Annotated in this window: 17 protein-coding genes and 1 tRNA gene; 8 read left to right on the top strand and 10 right to left on the bottom strand. The window is 34.7% G+C overall.

The features are described 5' to 3' along the window. Positions 1-67 precede the first annotated feature (67 nt). Both MHHB_RS04270 and aroA read right to left on the bottom strand, forming a co-directional pair. Positions 68-1,573, bottom strand: a complete 1,506-nt coding sequence (locus MHHB_RS04270) for a helicase HerA domain-containing protein (RefSeq protein WP_131007359.1) — start codon at positions 1,571-1,573, stop codon at positions 68-70. A gap of 8 nt (positions 1,574-1,581) precedes the next feature. Continuing rightward, the gene (gene aroA / locus MHHB_RS04275) at positions 1,582-2,874 is read right to left on the bottom strand and encodes a 3-phosphoshikimate 1-carboxyvinyltransferase (RefSeq protein WP_131007360.1); all 1,293 of its coding nucleotides are present in this window, start codon (positions 2,872-2,874) and stop codon (positions 1,582-1,584) included. A 185-nt stretch (positions 2,875-3,059) separates the two neighbouring features. Here aroA and MHHB_RS04280 point away from each other — a divergent pair, with 185 nt between their 5' ends. Together MHHB_RS04280 and MHHB_RS04285 are read left to right on the top strand one after the other, a co-directional pair. Further along, positions 3,060-3,245 (top strand): helicase-related protein, encoded by a 186-nt coding sequence (locus MHHB_RS04280; RefSeq protein ID WP_268220543.1) that lies wholly within the window; start codon positions 3,060-3,062, stop codon positions 3,243-3,245. A gap of 142 nt (positions 3,246-3,387) precedes the next feature. Then, complete coding sequence (locus MHHB_RS04285; RefSeq protein WP_131007362.1) at positions 3,388-4,365, top strand: hypothetical protein; 978 nt, start codon at positions 3,388-3,390, stop codon at positions 4,363-4,365. Positions 4,366-4,728: 363 nt separating this feature from the next. Here the strand turns inward: MHHB_RS04285 and MHHB_RS04290 are convergent, their stop codons facing one another. After that, positions 4,729-5,529 carry a PP2C family protein-serine/threonine phosphatase gene (locus MHHB_RS04290; protein WP_192893819.1) on the bottom strand — a complete coding sequence of 267 codons (801 nt, stop codon included), beginning with the start codon at positions 5,527-5,529 and terminating at the stop codon, positions 4,729-4,731. 101 nt (positions 5,530-5,630) lie between these two features. On the opposite strand from MHHB_RS04290, the gene MHHB_RS04295 reads away from it, so the two are divergent. After that, on the top strand, positions 5,631-7,619 hold the full coding sequence (locus MHHB_RS04295; RefSeq protein WP_131007363.1) for an IGHMBP2 family helicase: 1,989 nt from the start codon (positions 5,631-5,633) through the stop codon (positions 7,617-7,619). 525 nt (positions 7,620-8,144) lie between these two features. Here the strand turns inward: MHHB_RS04295 and MHHB_RS04305 are convergent. Further along, positions 8,145-10,175, bottom strand: coding sequence for an ATP-dependent DNA helicase (locus tag MHHB_RS04305; RefSeq protein WP_131007364.1), 2,031 nt, complete (start codon positions 10,173-10,175; stop codon positions 8,145-8,147). A gap of 164 nt (positions 10,176-10,339) precedes the next feature. Between MHHB_RS04305 and MHHB_RS04310 the strand changes: the two genes are divergently transcribed. Then, complete coding sequence (locus MHHB_RS04310) at positions 10,340-11,458, top strand: site-2 protease family protein (protein ID WP_131007365.1); 1,119 nt, start codon at positions 10,340-10,342, stop codon at positions 11,456-11,458. Positions 11,459-11,480: 22 nt separating this feature from the next. Further along, positions 11,481-12,185 (top strand): ribonuclease P protein component 3, encoded by a 705-nt coding sequence (gene rnp3, locus MHHB_RS04315; protein ID WP_131007366.1) that lies wholly within the window; start codon positions 11,481-11,483, stop codon positions 12,183-12,185. Positions 12,186-12,216: 31 nt separating this feature from the next. On the opposite strand, the gene MHHB_RS04320 is transcribed toward rnp3, so the two are convergent. Beyond that, positions 12,217-12,405, bottom strand: a complete 189-nt coding sequence (locus MHHB_RS04320) for a DUF2116 family Zn-ribbon domain-containing protein (protein ID WP_131007368.1) — start codon at positions 12,403-12,405, stop codon at positions 12,217-12,219. After that, complete coding sequence (pyrH, locus tag MHHB_RS04325) at positions 12,392-13,096, bottom strand: UMP kinase (RefSeq protein ID WP_131007369.1); 705 nt, start codon at positions 13,094-13,096, stop codon at positions 12,392-12,394. The genes MHHB_RS04320 and pyrH overlap by 14 nt, the downstream gene beginning before the upstream one ends. Before the next feature lie 153 nt (positions 13,097-13,249). Here pyrH and MHHB_RS04330 point away from each other — a divergent pair, with 153 nt between their 5' ends. Both MHHB_RS04330 and MHHB_RS04335 read left to right on the top strand, forming a co-directional pair. Continuing rightward, positions 13,250-13,687, top strand: coding sequence for an NUDIX domain-containing protein (locus MHHB_RS04330; protein WP_131007371.1), 438 nt, complete (start codon positions 13,250-13,252; stop codon positions 13,685-13,687). Further along, positions 13,671-13,988 carry a transcription factor S gene (locus tag MHHB_RS04335; RefSeq protein ID WP_131007372.1) on the top strand — a complete coding sequence of 106 codons (318 nt, stop codon included), beginning with the start codon at positions 13,671-13,673 and terminating at the stop codon, positions 13,986-13,988. The genes MHHB_RS04330 and MHHB_RS04335 overlap by 17 nt, the downstream gene beginning before the upstream one ends. Before the next feature lie 191 nt (positions 13,989-14,179). Here the strand turns inward: MHHB_RS04335 and MHHB_RS04340 are convergent, their stop codons facing one another. Continuing rightward, positions 14,180-14,863 carry a DUF166 family protein gene (locus MHHB_RS04340; protein ID WP_229701920.1) on the bottom strand — a complete coding sequence of 228 codons (684 nt, stop codon included), beginning with the start codon at positions 14,861-14,863 and terminating at the stop codon, positions 14,180-14,182. Positions 14,864-14,930: 67 nt separating this feature from the next. After that, positions 14,931-15,006, bottom strand: a tRNA-Gln gene (locus MHHB_RS04345). A gap of 525 nt (positions 15,007-15,531) precedes the next feature. Between MHHB_RS04345 and MHHB_RS04350 the strand changes: the two genes are divergently transcribed. After that, entirely contained in the window at positions 15,532-15,945 is a 414-nt protein-coding gene (locus tag MHHB_RS04350) for a DUF371 domain-containing protein (RefSeq protein WP_131007374.1), read from the top strand. Between the two features lie 33 nt (positions 15,946-15,978). Here MHHB_RS04350 and mmp11 read toward each other — a convergent pair whose 3' ends face one another. Together mmp11 and MHHB_RS04360 are read right to left on the bottom strand one after the other, a co-directional pair. Further along, positions 15,979-16,884 (bottom strand): methanogenesis marker protein 11, encoded by a 906-nt coding sequence (gene mmp11 / locus MHHB_RS04355; RefSeq protein WP_131007376.1) that lies wholly within the window; start codon positions 16,882-16,884, stop codon positions 15,979-15,981. A gap of 10 nt (positions 16,885-16,894) precedes the next feature. Further along, the gene (locus tag MHHB_RS04360) at positions 16,895-17,347 is read right to left on the bottom strand and encodes a hypothetical protein (RefSeq protein ID WP_131007377.1); all 453 of its coding nucleotides are present in this window, start codon (positions 17,345-17,347) and stop codon (positions 16,895-16,897) included. Positions 17,348-17,466 lie beyond the last annotated feature (119 nt).

Raw genomic sequence — 17,466 nt, forward strand, 5'->3', positions numbered from 1 at the left:
TTTTTGTCCTCCTTTGTATTACCCTGTAGTTTTACCAAAGTAGTATTTAAGATATAATAATTGTTAATTAATCCAAACCGTCGTAATCTCCCAAAGGTTCCTCTTCTCTACTTCTTTCACTGTAGGATTTTTCCCATATCCATACAATATCTAAATCTTCCCCTCCATATTTACCGTTAAATTTGTTTATCTTAACCAGTGCTGGAATACGTAGGGCAGGGCCTATTATTATAGCCTCTCCCACGTTCAAGCCTGGGAGTTGTTTAAGGAGGTCCTCACTTAAATTCTCTGAGGCCTGTTGTACATGCTGTTGATCATGAGGTTCAATTAACTTTGAGATGATAAGATTGTTACACTGTGAGAGAGTTTCGGGATCCAAGGTTTTAGGTCTCTGAGACACTAAACATAAACCCACTCCAAATTTTCTACCCTCTCTTGCTATCCTGGATATATAAATTTTTGATCTTGTATTTCTATACTTTGGAATAACGAGATGAGCTTCCTCGAGTATTATAAATATAGGTTTTGGACAGCCTTCTCTAAGTGCCTTCTTTCTGTCCATCAGTATCTCCTTTGAGATATAAGATATAATAATATCTATGTCGTTTTCATCTAAGCCCTCTAAAGGTAGTATATTGATATAGTTTTCCTTTATCTTCTCTATAGGGTTGTAGTGTAAGGTTATTAAATGTCCCTTAAACTTCAACATATCCTTAAGTCTAAATATTGCAGTGTAAATACTATTGGCGTCTCTCTTACTCTCTTCCAAGAAGCTTTCCAATTCATCCACGATCAGATTTATATAATCTTCTGCAGATTGAAGATCACTTTCCCTGTACTTCTCCTTTACGTTATCTACAGCTTTCCTAATATAAAGCCTCTGTTTCGTAGCTGCAACATCCACTCCAGCGAGATCTGCCAAACTGTCACTACTTATCTCATATACGTTTATCTTCGGCTTTATAATATTAACTCTCAACTTGTTATTTTCGTTGTAGGACTCTATATCTCTATACTCTCCATGCACATCGAAAACAAGTACTGTGGCCTTCAACCTGTTTAACTCTGAAAGAAGTACTGCAACGGTGTTGGATTTTCCCATTCCCGTAATAGCCAATATTGCCAAATGTCTAGAGCATAACCTATTAACATCTAACCTTACAGGTATATCCTTAGATAGTAATTTTCCAATCTCTATATCTCCTGTGGAGAACATCTTTTTTAAAATCTCTTCACTGGCGGAATATACCTCTGTACCTGGTTTTGGAGGTATCTTAGGTATCTTCTTCTCCTCCACATCCCCCAATATCTTTATCTTACCTATAACCAGGTAGGAATCCTCCTTTTCCAATTTTCTCAATTTTAGTATATCCTCTACACTTAACACCTCGTCGAGAATGGGACAACTTTGCATAACCCCTTCTATCATACCTAAAACTTCCCTTCCATTTGGATACTCGATAGACACATAACTACCTACTTCAGGTATTTTGTCTGAGTTTGATAGAAAGGTAACCTCTGTAGTAGTAGTTTCTCCTACTATATATCCTATCACCTCTTTTTTATTTTCCATAGTATCACCTATTTAACAACTAAATTAGCCCCAAGAGATCTCATTACAGAGATAAAATCTGGAAAAGACACCTTTACACTCTCCTCTCCCTCAATTACAGTCTTTCCCTCTGCCAAAAGTCCTGCAACTGTAAATGCCATTACAAGCCTGTGATCTCCATAGGTGTTCAACTTCGTCCCCTTCAACTTTCCTACCCCCTCTATTACAAGGCCGTCAGGTTTTTCCCTTATTTCTCCACCCATTTTTCTTAACTCCACTGCACAGGCATGTAACCTGTCGCATTCCTTAAACCTGACATGTTCTCCGTTGTAAATTTCAGTCCTACCTCGAGCAAAACATCCTAAGATGGCAATAGTAGGTACAAGATCTGGTATATCCTTTACATCTATCGAAATACCCTCCAGGTGATAAGGTCCCTCTACTATTATTCTGTTCTCCTTTACTTTAATATCGGCACCCATTTCCCTTAGAATATCAACTATCCTTCTATCTCCCTGTTTAGAGTTTTTAAAAAGATTTTTTATGATAATTTTAGAGTTTATAAGTACTCCAGCGGCAATGATATAGGAGGCGGAGGAGTAATCACCTTCAACTGTATAATTACAGGACTTATACCTCTGATTCCCATATACAAGAAACTTTCCATATTTCTCGTCATCCTTTATTATCTTTATCCCAAACCTCTCAATTACATCTATCGTTATATCTAAGTAGGGAGCAGATTTTAAAGGCGTAGTTAATACTATCTCACTATCTTCTTGAGAGAAAGGTAGCGTCATCATGAGGGATGTGATGAATTGAGAACTTACGTCTCCCCTTATTCTTACAACATTATTCTCTATCTTACCACCTTTGACAATTACAGGGGCAGTACCATTCATTTTAGAAGAAAAAGCTTCAATACCCAGTTGATTTAATGCATCTAACAGTGGACCCATAGGTCTTCTTCTTATGGATTCATCTCCAGTTAATATGGCGTAGCCCTTAGGTATCTGAGAGGAAATACCTGTAAGTATCCTTAAAGTTGTACCACTATTTTTAACATCTATAACGTTATCAGGTGTCTTTGGACTGTTGTAATTCCCCTCCACAATCCATGTATCACTTTCTATATCTATCATGGCTCCCAAGGACATACAGCCATTTACAGATGATAGACAGTCTTCACTGTTGAGGGGATTTACAATCTTCGATATTCCGTCTCCCAAGGATGCACATATTACAGCCCTGTGGGTGTAGGACTTTGAAGGTGGTGCATTTACAGTTCCCCTCAGTTCTTCTGTTTTCTCCACTATAAGCATTAGTATTTCACCAGTAAATTTTAATATTTTAATAAAAGATCTTTAATAGAAATTTCAAGGAGTTGAAAACATATAAGAAAAGTTATATAAAAGTTATCAATAGTTTAAGTATATAAAAGTTATTATATAGTTTAATAAGTAGGATTTAAAAAAGTAAAAATTAGAATTTTTACCTTTTCTTCAGTGTGTTTGGTAAAAAGTTCAATGTAATAGGGTTATGTAAAATGGGAGAAGAAGGGATTGATTTTCCAGATTTAAATGTCCTAATTATAATGGGAAACCCTAAATCCGACGGAGCAATTATACAGAGGATAGGTAGAGTATTAAGGTATAAAGAAGATGAAACAGTGCATATTATATCCCCTATGTAAAAAATACTTATGAAAGAGAGGTAGCCGAGAAGTATATCAAAAAGGCAAACCCTGATGAGATAATTAAAGACGGTAAATTATTCACTCCTTTTGTAAAAACAATCCTAAAAAGTAGTTAAAAAATTACTGTAGAGGTAAAACAATGAACCCATCAACTTCAGTAAACCATGTTAGAAAAGCATTAGAAATGATGATTGATAAATCATACGATGATTCTGAAAAAGAAAAACTTATTGATGAGTTTGGTACTTTAAATCCCTATATTGCTCTCTTAACAGTATGGGCAAGTAAATCAATTCCTGATGAAGAATTATTTAAACTTATTGAAGAATTACACATAAATCCAGAAGACTTACCAGCACGATTGAGAGATGCTTATACATTGTGGAAGTTTAAAGTGACAGTATGTAAATCAAAACCTGTAAGCAGCAAAATTGTAGAGATTAGCAAGTTAGCAAAAGATAACCAATCCCTATTTAGTTTAGATATTACACCTGAAAAACTTCCTAAAAGAATAACCAAAAGGAGCATACCTAAACGATTACCAACAATATTAACATTGGGAACACAAGACACTTTAACACAGTTAGAGAAGCTAACAAATAAAGAGTATGAAGTTTATAAGTGGGTAGACTGGTTTCCAGAAGCAGTTAAATATCTAAAAATATTATACAAATGTGCAGATACTGGTGATGAAGGGTTACTCGCAAAAATACCAGATGATGCTTATACAAAATTAAAAAAAATGTTTCCCAACACGATGAAAAGATTATACAAAGAACTAGAATCACGAAAGCCACTAACAGGAAAATCTGAATCTGGTAAACCACCAATTTTTTTAGGTATAGTAATCCCCAGACCTAAAAAGAGACGTTATACATGGAAGGGTATGGACATAGGGGTAGAGAACTTAGGGATAGACTTGGAGGTATATGGGGAGATTATTAAAAGACAATACAGGAAAAGGCTATCTAAATATCCTCCAGATATAGTTGAGAAAGCAATTAAATATGTTAAACGTAAATTCCCGCACTTAGATGAAAATTCTGCACTATTCTGGCAAACTGTTGAATCTTGCGTAATTGACTACGTTAATTTTGGTAGGTTCTTAGATATATAACCGTAATATTTATATATTGTTAATTTTACATAAACGCATAAAGAGAGAAGTGTAGAAAAATACATAAGAGAATAAGTCAGTATGAAAGTATTTGAAAGACCAACATTATATCCCAACTAACTTTTATTTTTGATATAATTGACAGCAAATTTTTTAATATCGCTTAAATTCAGGTCTCGTTTTTCTAAATCTTCTAAAAACTGATTTAAGAAAAGTTCGTAATTTTGCACTCTATGGATCAAGTGAATCATTTAAATATTTTCCATGCATAATTGCAATTACTATTTTTAACTGGCCCTCTATCTTTTCAGGTTATTATAATTTATTATTATTTGTTTTTATAATTCTATTTTATCATTAAAATTATATATTTTTATATACCAAAATACTTACATTATCTTCTGTTTTTTCTAATGCGACATCTAACAGTCTTTCAACAATCTCCTTTGGATCCCTATAACTATTTACGACCTTTAAAATATCTTCTTTTTCAACGTAATCATGGAGTCCATCGGAACTTAGGAGAAGTACATCTCCTTCTTTTAGATCCCAGATATAATCATCTATCTTAAGTTCATCCAACCCTAACGCCGAAGTGATGATATTCTTCAGTGGATGGTACATAGCCCTTTCTTCTGAAATTTGGCCACTATCTATCAAGGTTTGGACAAGAGAGTGATCCCTGGTTCTACGGATTATGTTCCCATCTCTAATCAAGTGTGCTCTACTATCACCACAGTTTACTACAATACATCTGTCTTCTTTTATTACTGTAGTTGTCATTGTTGTCCCCATACCTTCCCTATCCCCTATAGCATTTTCTCTTATTCTATCATGGGCTAAGTTGTAGGCTTCTTTTAGCAGTTTTATAATCTCCTCTATAGATAAATCTTCCTCGTATTCCTCAGTTATAAATTCCTCTAAGGTATCTACTGCCATCTTAGATGCAACTTCTCCTGCATTATGTCCTCCAATACCATCTGCAACTGCCAGGAGATAGATATCTTTAATCTTTTTAACTAATATGTAGTCCTCGTTGTGTGTCCTGTTACCTTTATGGGATATACCGTAGGCCTTATCCTCCTCGAGGATTATGTAGTCGCGATTTAACAGTTTAATATTCATAAGTTTCAAGCCTCTTAACAGTATTCTTCCCCAGACCATTTTTATTATTTTAAATATTTATTTTTTACTGGATTTCTCGATGACTGTATTTTTAGAAAATAATTTCAAAACTAATGCTGTAATTATAAAATGGTGAAAAAATGAAAGTGGAGACATATGTTAACCATCTAAAAAATTTAGTTGAACTTGAGAGGAAGGCTGAGATAGAAGCTATGAAAGAGGAGATGAGAAAACTAAGTGGCCAGGAGAGGGAGAAAGTAGGTAGAGCTATCTTAGGACTAAATGGAAAAGTTGTCGGTGAAGAGTTTAAATATAAACTGGTTAAATACGGTAGGAAAAAGGAGATAAAAACTGAGATAGGTGTTGGAGATCTCGTAGTGATAAGTAGAAACAATCCTCTAAGAAGTAATCTAGTTGGTACTGTAACCGAGAAGGGAAAACATCACATTGTAGTTGCCTTGGAGAACGTCCCTTCCTGGGCTTTGAAGAACGTCAGGATCGATCTCTACGCCAACGATGTAACCTTTAGGAGACAGATCGAGAATTTGGATAAACTCAGTGAAAGTGGAATAAAAGTGTTGAAATACGTCCTAGAACTGGAGGAACCTAAGAAAAGTAAAGAGGTTGAATTTGAACCACAGGACGAGAATTTAAATGAGAGTCAGAAAAAAGCCGTAAGTTTGTCCCTTGGGAGTGAAGATTTCTTCTTAATCCATGGGCCCTTTGGTACTGGAAAAACTAGAACTGTCACAGAGGTTATAATTCAAGAGGTAAAGAGGGGAAAGAAGGTACTTGCAACTGCAGAGAGTAATATAGCAGTTGATAACTTAGTTGAACGTCTCTGGGGAAAAGTTAAACTGGTTCGAGTGGGACATCCTTCCAAGGTATCCAAACACTTAAAGGAATCTACGTTATACTACCAGATTGAAGCCCATGAGAAATACAAAGAGGTTAAGAGGTTGAGGAAGAAGGCAGAGAGATTGGTAACAATTAGGGATAAATATCTGAAACCTACACCTCAGTGGCGTAGGGGTCTTTCAGATGAGGAGATTCTCAAGTTTGCAGAGAGGGGGATCGGTATAAGAGGAATATCTGTAAGAAATATAAGATCCATGGCTCAGTGGATCACAGTTAATATGGAGATCCAGAGATTGTACGACGAGGCTAGACGTATTGAGGAGGAGATAATTAAGGAAGTGATAGATAAGGCAGAGGTTGTCCTAAGTACAAACTCCTCAGTGGCACTTGAATACTTAGAAGGGGTTAAATTTGATGTTGCAGTTATAGATGAGGCATCCCAGGCGACTATTCCAAGTGTATTAATCCCCATAGGGAGATGTGATAAATTTATCTTAGCAGGAGATCATAAACAATTACCTCCAACGATCCTAAGTGAGAAAGCACAGGAACTAAGTAAGACACTCTTTGAAAAACTTATCGAGTTATACCCTTCAAAGAGTAAGATCCTTGAGATACAGTACAGGATGAACGAGAAACTTATGGAGTTTCCAAGCAGGGAATTCTATGGGGGAAGAATTAGAGCATATGAAGGTGTCAAAAATATATCCCTTCTAGATTTAGGTGTTAAGGAAGTATCTCTTGAAGGGTTCTGGAAATATATTTTAGATCCCAAGGAGCCATTAGTTTTTGTAGATACTTCCCAACATCCTGAGAAGTGGGAGAAACAGAGAAGAGGTTCCACCTCAAAGGAGAATCCCCTGGAGGCAGAAGTTGTTAAGAAGATCTTAGAGAGATTAATAAAGATGGATATACCACCAGAGTCTATCGGTGTTATAACACCTTATGAGGATCAGAGAGATCTGATAGATACCTTAATAGGAAATTATGGAGTGGAGGTGAAAACTGTAGATGGATATCAGGGGAGGGAAAAAGAAGTGATAGTTCTGTCCCTTGTCCGTTCAAATAGAGATGGGGAACTTGGATTCTTAACAGATATGAGAAGATTGAACGTCTCTCTAACAAGAGCGAAGAGAAAGTTAATAGTTATTGGAGATTGCGAAACCCTCAAAATCCATCCGACTTATAAAAGGTTTATCGAGTTTGTTGAAAGGAAGGGGACATTGGTACTTTTAAATAGTAAAAATCCTATTTCTATTAAAAATCCCTGATAAAATAAAAAAATAAAAAAGATAAATCCTAAGATTATTAGTATTATAATGTAAGATAGGATTAATAACGAGATTTCCAAGATATGGTTAGAAGATATTAGAGAGAATTCCTTCGTTCCAATGTTCAGAAATAGAGGGGATATATTTTATGTTTTGGAATAGATAAAGAAGTTTTATTATTTTTATTTTACTAGTGTTTTTTTATCGGTTTTTAATAGGAACTGGAGTTTAAAGGCCATTTCGCCCTTGCGATAGGTGAGGATCCAGGGGTATTTATAATATCTACCACTATTGCAGCAAGTTTTGCATTTATGCTTCCAGTTGCAACACCACCAAATGCTATAGTCTTTGGTACAGGTTATGTTACGTGCCACAATGGTAAGGAGTGGCTTTATACTGAACATGATAAGCATTTTATAGTTTTATACCCCTGTGGATATTCTATAGAATCATCTAATTAGTTTTTCCTATTTATTCTATATCATATCTTATTTTTTTAAGTAATATTATAATTATTTATAATAATTATTTATAACCATTTCTAAATTTACTTAAAAATTTTGGAATATACTCAAGGGCATTTCTCAAGCTCATGGATATATACTCGTCCTTTAGATACTTTCTCTTTCTCATCACCTCTCCCACCCATTGGTAAAACCTCCTGTCCTGAATAACAACGATACCATAGTCCCTCTCAGTTCTAATAAGTCTTCCTATCATCTGGATAACTCTAGTAGACATTATATGAAAAGATGTCATTAAGAAGGATTGCCAGTGGGCAGTCCTGGGATCTATACCTCTTCTTAGTAATTTATCTTTTATCAATTTCTGTTCCCTGTTAAGTAGTGGAGTAGGTACTGGGAAAGGTAAACTGTCTATTATCACCATCGTGAGGGCCTCTCCTGGAATATCTACTCCTTCCGCAAATCTACCAGTTGCCAGGAGTACCCCCCCCTCCTTCTCAAAACGTTCTTTTAGTATTTTGGCATCCTTTCCATCCATATCTGAGTGATAGCAGAATATTTTTCCTTTTAACTCAGAGGTTCTCTCCAACAGGTAGTTGTAGGCACTCTCAAGGTCCTCAAAACTTCTGAAGAGCACCAACGTATTGGCCTTTGTAGATTTTAGAAGTTTAAATATATTTTCATTCGCCTTCTTCCTTTTTAGATCCAAATTTCCCTCGTATTTCATATTTACTCCGTCAGTTAAAGCTATTATCTTTCTCCTATCCTTTGAGAAGGGGCTATCTAAGATCAAAGTGTCAAAAGATTCCACTCCAGTTTTACGTCCATGTATCTCTGGATTACCAATGGTAGCAGAGCAGTGTATTACTGTGGCATTATCGTAAAGTCTTTTGAGATAGGATGAAACAAATACAGGTACACATAGTAAGGCCTTTCCACTTCTATATACTACGAAATTATCATCTATAGACTTCAAGCCCCTTATCTCCTCTAAAAACTCTGTTAGAGACATGTCTGATAACTTTTTCTGGGATACGTAGATATACTCCAAATATACAAAAGTATTTTCGTTGTAAACCTCAAATATTAACTCTTCCGTCTTCAACTCCTTCTTCTCCTCAAAAGAGAAGATCTTATTCTTTATATTACGGATCTGGTAGTAACCATCTATTAAGACCCCAAGTACTGCTATATTCCATTTTGATGTCCCTATTATTTCTTCTCCGTAGTAATCTAGGATGTATTTACACTCTTCAATGTCTGCATGTTTTACTACGTAGTTACGTACTATATTCCAAAAATCCTTCTCGTAATTTTCTATAGTATTATCGTTTAATGTTGGATATCTCTCTCTAAGTCTTCCAAGGTGTTTCTTCAATATAGCAGGGGCAAAGTAATAAGCCATCTCTCTCAACCTATAAAGTGCTGTCTCTGGATCTATCTTTATTGTAGCGGAGTTTCTGATACTTTTCTCGAGTTTATGAGCCTCATCACATATGATAACCTCAGTTTTTCTATTTACATCTATCTCTTCTTTTATATAGTAAAATACACTGTTGTTCATAACTAAGATATCCCCCTCTAAACAGTCTATCTTAGATTTCTGATAATCACAGATACAGAAGGGACAGTAGTACTTTATATCTTCGCCTATCTTTACAGGTTTTTTCGCTGTACCACATAATACACACTGAGTTCTCCTATTTGGTCTATGATAACATCTTTTGTTTAACTTGCAGAAAATTCCATCTGCCTTACTTCCTTTAACCTTACAGATAAAATTGTTCTTTCCCATTATGAAGGAGACCTTTAAATTAGGTTTTAAGGCGTTTAGTTCTTCCAATATCCTCTCCTGCTGATCTATAGTTTCTGTAAGTATGATGATCCTCTTCCCTCTCTCTGCAAAGTATATAGTAGGGATAAGATAGGAAAGGGTTTTTCCCACACCTGTTGGAGCTTCTACTATAAGATTTTTCTTATTTTTGATGGAGTTAAATATCTTCTCCATCATCTTTACCTGTTGAGGCCGTATTTTCTCATAGGGAAATTTCATCCTATAGAAAATTCTAAAATCTTCCAATGAGTACTTCATCTAATCACCAAAAGAGAATAGTTTATTTTTTATTCCAATCTTATGACAAAAAGTAAAAATTAATAACTTTGATTGGAAAGTAGTATATGTTAGTATAATATTTTATATTGTAAAAGATAAGGTAAAAAGTACTATATTATTTTCAGAACTTACGGTGGGAAACTATGACAACATTATCTACAACTGTAATTCTAATATTTCTCATACTCTGGATAATCCTAAACCTCTATTACTACAGGAGGGAAGGTGAGAGAGGTCTAAAAACATACTATGGGATCTTTGGTATACTGAGAACTTCTTGGGGCTTAAAGATTATAGATAAAATAGGTAAGTACAGATTTTGGCAGAAGATAGGTATCTTTCTAATACCTGTGTGTGTAGTAGTTAGTATCATCACATTTTACACCTTTGTAAATTCTACAGTAGGATTATTCAGTGGTTCAATACCTAAGGAAAGTTCAAGACCAATTATACTACTATTTGGAAATGTTATCCCATGGATTCCAGGAATTATAGCACTTGTATTAGGTATCACACTTCATGAGTTAGCCCATGGTATCGTGGCCAGATCCTTTAACTTAAAGATAAAGAGTACGGGGTTGATCCTATTTCTCGGCATCCCCCTTGGAGCCTTTGTGGAGATAGGAGAGGAGTTTAAGAACGTCAGTAGGAAGGTAAGAGGTGCTGTGGCATCTGCAGGGCCTGTAGTAAATATACTGATATATCTCCTCGTACTTCTGGTAATCCCCTGTATATCCAATATACCATCTTCTCTAACTATTACAAAGGTGTTTAAAGATCTTCCAGCCAGTGGAGTTCTCAAGGAAGGGGATATAATATACTCCATAAATGGAAAGAGAATCACTTCTCTCTCAGATTTTCGTGAGGTTGTGAAAGGAATAGAGCCAAAGGAGAATATAACTATTACTGTTATTAGGGAGAATCAGATTAGAACTTTTGAATTAACTACATCTTCTGAAGGAAAAATAGGGATTGTCGTTGAACCTTCAAAATCCCTGTTATTTATAATAGAAACATTATCCTGGACAGGTGTGTTGAATTTGATATTAGGTTTTTTCAACCTCTTACCTGCCCTACCTCTTGATGGGTTTCACATCTGGAACGCCCTCCCTGAGATAGTTAGAGATCTAAAGGCTAACAGTAGAGTAACAGAGACTATCTCAAAATATATGGAATATTTAATAAACGAGAGGAATCTAACTACTATGAGCATAACTATATGGTTTGTAATATTTGCTTCTATACTCTACTCCCTTATGTAGAAAAGTTAAAAGGTGTATATAAGTGGAGAACCCTGTGGATATAAATCACATCTTTGATGAAAAAGGTATTAAACTACTTAAGGAGTTAGGATGGCATGGTTCCATCGTAGTCCAATATCATGATAATTACGATAAAAAAATTTTTGAAGAGGTTAAGGAGTATGGAGAAAGGGAAGGTTTGAAGATATACGCAGGTGTGAAGATAAAATCCGAATCTCCTAAGGAGTTAGTAAGATATGTGAAAAAATTTAGAAGTAAGGTAGATGTAATACTTGTAGAAGGAGGTATATTAAAGATAAACAGGCAGGCTTTAGAACTCCACGATGTGGATATACTTTCTACACCTGAGTTGAACAGACGAGATAGTGGTATAGATCATGTCCTTGCTAGGCTTGGAAGTGTACATAGAGTGGCTATCGAGTTGAATTTTAAACAGGTGTTGATTAAGAGGAATCTCTACGAGAGGGCAAGGTTGCTATGGGCATTTAGGAGAAATATACATCTGGCAAAAAAGTTTAATATGCCTGTGGTGATTTCAAGTGGGGCGGAGAACATATACGGTATAAAGTCCCCCTATGATTTAAGAAGTTTCTTAAATACCTTAACAGGAGATCCTGTATATTCAAAGACTATTATGGAGTTTCCCTATAAGATTGCAGAGTATAGAGTGTATTTGAAGAGAGATAACGTTATAAGATACGGGGTGGAAGTTGTTGAAGAAGAGTGAAAATTAATCTCTCTATATTACTTATTTATTGTTATAGGAAATGTGACTTTAACCCTACAAGGACTACCAGTATTACAAAGATAACAAACAGAGTGATCAACTGAATCCTCATAACTCTCTTTCTCTTTTTTATATACTCATCCTTACATCTCTCCGAGCAGAAAGTTTCATCTGGTGGGATTGATATCCCACAGTTTAAACAGTGTCTATGTTTCTCCATGGAAATCCCTTTTATTACCTGGTACAATTAAGGTACCATTATGTTTATTATCTATAACATTCATTATCTCTTCTGGAGTACCTTTGATAACTACTGTTTTCAGCTTTGCCCTATCTATTATCTTAGAGGCTAAAGGATCTACTATAGAAGAGGATCCTGCCACTATAGAAGAAGATTTAGTAATATCTACTAACTCTTTTGTTGTTAGGAGTTTTATCTTTTTTGCATCCTTATACTTCTTTGGATCCTTATTATAAACTCCATCTACGTTAGTTGCAATAACAAGTAGATCTGCTCCTATATACTCTGCCAAGGAAGCTGCAACAGCATCTGTGGTATGAGCAGGATGAGTACCTCCCATAACAACGATCTTGTTTAAACTTAGTATCATCTCAGCTTCCTTGAAATCCTCTGGTACCTTCTTTATAGAGTAATCTCCAAGGGCGGCAATTAAGATCATACTGTTCATCCTTGTAGCCAATATTCCTATCTCATCACAGAAGGCCTCGTTTGTAAACTCCCGAGCGATAGAGATGTATCTTCTAGCAACGTGCCCTCCTCCAACTACTACACAAACGTCATGTCCCATGTCTTTTATACTTTTAAATACCTCAGCGTATTTCCTTATGTTTTCTGCATCTCCTTCCTTGGGCATAACAACTGAACCTCCTAATGCAAAGACTACTCTCATACTTCTACCTCTCTAACTTTGTAAAATACTAAAAAATAAAAAAATAAACTATTATAAAAAAGTTTATCGTAAATTATATATAGTATAAAATTTTATTGAAATAGAACATATTTTTAAGATAGTTTTTAAATTATTAAATTTTAGATGATAAACATGAAAAGATATAAATCTCCCTCTCTAACAGTTGACGGTATCTTAGAAGTTGGTGGCAAGATACTATTAGTAAAGAGAAAAAATCCTCCTTTTAAAGATTTTTGGGCGTTTCCAGGAGGTTTTGTAAACTATGGAGAAAGGACAGAAGAAGCTGTGGTGAGGGAGGTTTTTGAAGAGAGTGGGATAAAAACTAAGGTTAAGGATCTTCTAGGTGTATACTCAGATCCAAATAGAGATCCTCGAGGACATACTGTGTCTGTAGTATATGTTTTAGAGTATATAGGAGGTTCTCCCAAGGGATTAGATGATGCTAAGGAAGCCAAATTTTTCAATATAGATGAAATAGAAGATATGGACTTAGCCTTCGATCATAAGACTATTTTTAGAGATTATTTAAAATTTAGAGATAAGAGGTGGCAGTATGGTAAAGTTCTGTAAAAAGTGTAACAACATAATGCTTCCAAAGAATGGTAAGTGGGTATGTACTGTATGTCACTTTGAGATAGAGATGAAAAAAGAAGACGAAACCTTTGTACTTAAAGAGAGAATAGAATCCAAGAAAAAAGAGATCGCAGTAATCGAGAATGTAAATACACTACCAACTACCAAGGTGGAGTGTCCTCAGTGTGGAAACTTAGAGGCTTTCTGGTGGCTTCAACAGACGAGATGTGCAGATGAACCTGAGACAAGATTCTACAGATGTACAAAGTGCGGTTATACGTGGAGGGAGTATGATTAGATAAAAAAGAGGACAGAAAAAATTATAGTTATTATAAGTTTTAGCACATAACATTATTAAATTTATAATAGGTCCCAGTTCCTATTAAAAACGATAAAGATTCTAATTTTAATTATTTTTAGGGTTTATTATTATTTATAGTATTAAAAAAATTAAGAATCATTAAAGTATTTGTCTGTTTTTTCAGTGTTTTAACACTTTTGAAGATTTATACCCTCTAAAAGTATTTGTCCTGCCTTAATCCTCTTACATTCTTTCTCAGAGAACAGTTTAAACTTCCCTGCATTACAGAAGTGCTGAACTCTTAGCCCTATTCTTCTTAAAGTATCTTTCTCCATCTTCTCCCCAAAAAATTCCTGAAGTGTCTTAGAAACCGCTCCACAGGGAGAATCTCTGATGATCTCTATGTTCCTTATGATGTTGTTGTTATCTAAGTAAATATTTACCATAGGTTTTCCAAAGTGTCTTAAGAATTCTCGTAATTGAGGGTAGTATTCCAGTTTGCCTCTCAGATATTTCTCATCCAAATTACACAGTAGATCTGGACATACTACATTTTTAAACCTTTCCATCTGTCTCTTGAAGCCTTCACCTTTCCATATACCTATTATTATAAAAAGGTTTTTATCTAAATTCTCTTGAGTATTGATTTCTTCTAAGAGGGTATAAGTGAGATCTGGATTTCTTAAATAGGTTATTAAAATATCGAAATTTTTAAGTTTTTTTAGTGTTTCTTCTTCTATCCTTATATCTTCAAAGTAGCCCTTATAATCCAATACAATATATTTACAGTAAAATTTCTTTTTTATAACCTCGTAGGCTCTATGCCCATACTTCCCATCTGAAACTATGGCAATCGATATTTTATCACTCATTTACATCACAGGATTTATCATATTTCCATATATTTAGGTGTTTGAATATTTATTTTTATAAAATAAATGGTAGCCCGGCGCGGATTCGAACCGCGGTCCCGGGGTCCAAAGCCCCGGATGATAGGCCACTACACCACCGGGCTACTTCTAAATATTTGGCAAAACTTTCATAGTTAATTCTTCTATTTATACTTTTCTATAATTAACATATTTAAATTAATTATGAATCTTAGAGAAACCTATTTTATCTTTCAGTACTAAAGAATTATCTGGAGAAAGATAATAGAAAACTCATCCTTCTAAAAATACAACAACGATAAAGATAAATAATAAATAAAGAAAAGATTTTAAAATAAAAAACCTTATTACTTCGAATATAAATTTTTGAAAGTATTGGGTATTACCGATTCCTTTGGGTATTCTTTATACAATGGAGAATTTTCTCATCTCATCTCAGTACAGTTAATGGTTTTATTTCTTACTAAATATTTTTTATTTTTTATAAGGTTGGAATTTTTTTATATATCTCTTTTTAATCACTAAGTTTGTAAGTATTATGAGGTATCTATAATGCTTATCATTTTTATTACGACTCTGATGGTTTTTGTTTAAGTGTAAAATAAGAACATAATTATTAATTTTAACTCCTCACCTCCTGAGGTGAAAATATGAAATCCTTCGTTATTACTGCAAGGGGGCATCCAAATGTTAAATGTACTCATAAAACCACGTTGGAGATTACAAAAGAAAACTATTTAACATCAACTGGAGACTGTATAATAGGAATATCTGCAGATAAATCGATGTTGGACTTTCCAGAAGATTTCAGGGAGAAGATAAGAAATGCCGATAGAATAGTTGTTGAGATCCTGGTAGATGATCTAAGGGAGGTTATCGTTGGAAGGGGACATAGAGATCTTATCCTAAGCCATCCCACTGACATAGTAATTAGAAAGAGTACTTATATCTGTCCGAGAACCTTGATGATCTCTGCGAATAAAAGCGCTAGGGATATAGACCGAGAGATAGTTAAGAAACTAAGAGAAGGCGATAAATTAACATTTAAAATAACTGTAGGTTAGTTGTAATACTATATATAAAGTTTAGGTATTTTTTTACTCCATGTCCTCTGGCAACTTTGCAGCAATATCGTGATGTTCAGCTAGACCTAAGGCTGCAACAGCGCCAATTATTCCTTCTTCCCTATCAAATATCTTGACAACCTCTATGTTGTTCTTCTCCGCCACACCTATAGCCTCCTCGATAGATACCATCTTTTCCTTTGCCTTATTTGTAAATATCTTCATACTCTTGGATGGGGTTATACCGTAGTATAGAGCCATAGCAGTTTTATCAGATAAACTTCTCTCTTTGATAAAATCCCTAATTACTTCCTTAACCTTATACTTGTACTTAGGATACACTGCAAAGGTTAGGGCAACTGAGACGCAATTCTGGGTTTTATTTGGATTTCCAGGATATAGTTGCACTATGGTATGATCCATATAATAGCCAAACCCTTTACTTTCAATATATTTACCTATCTCATGTGCCAGTACCCAGGTTGCCCCCTTCTCCTTTGTATCTGTGTCATCTATACCTACTATTAACTTCTCCATTTTAGGAGTGATGACAATACCTCTACCAAGTTTTGAACCTCCTCCCTTCTCTAATATTACAGTGTCGATAACATTCTCAGCCCCTTTCCTCAACTCTATTCCCACACCTCCCCCAGCCAATCCTACATAGTGGACATGGACGTTTTCCCCTTTTATATAAACTTCTTCAATACCTGCTGCAGAAATTGAAGGTACTAAGTTTAACCTACTCCTCCCTATCTTTAATATAAAGTGGTGTTTATTACCTTCCCTCCATGCAGATATAACAAGAGGAGATGTTCTTCTGTACTGGTATATCACCCATTGAGATCCGTTAGGACATGGATGCTCCTCCACAAGTTCGACGATTCCTAAACCTTCATCTACCATGGCAACTATCCTCTTATAAGATATATTTTCCATAACAATCACTTTAACCGTTGTCTTCTTTGCTAGATCTTTTTAACTTGTAGTCTAAAACCATCTCCTTTAACTTTTCTTCAACTTCTTTTAACTCCCTTTTAAGATCTTCTATCTTGTAGTAGATATCCCATTTTAAGGAGCAGTTTATATTTATAGATATGCTTTTTAATACTTCTATACACCTTTTCAAGTTATGATAGTTTATTATCGTAATGTACTCACTGCTATTTAACCTCTCCAACTGATTCTCAAGTTCCTTCACTAAATCCAAATATCTCTTTAGTTCCCTACTTAAAAATCTTCCCTCCTCTATGGAAATACGTACCTCTGAGTTAGTATCTAAGCTCTCCAGAGTCTCCTCTAACATGTCTATCTCGTTATTGAGATCTATGTATCTTTTAAAATATTCTTTTAATTTATCAATTTTTTCATAATCTTTATCTTTTAAAATTATCAACTCCACAGTCTTTTTTATCTCCTCGATATTAATCCCCTTCCGTAGAATAAATTTTTAATAATTTTATAATTTTTTAATTTAAATATATTTTATTGTTTCTATTATATTGTACTATTATATTGTAT

The organism is Methanofervidicoccus abyssi (assembly GCF_004310395.1).
Lineage (GTDB): Archaea > AGJL01 > Methanococci > Methanococcales > Methanococcaceae > Methanofervidicoccus > Methanofervidicoccus abyssi.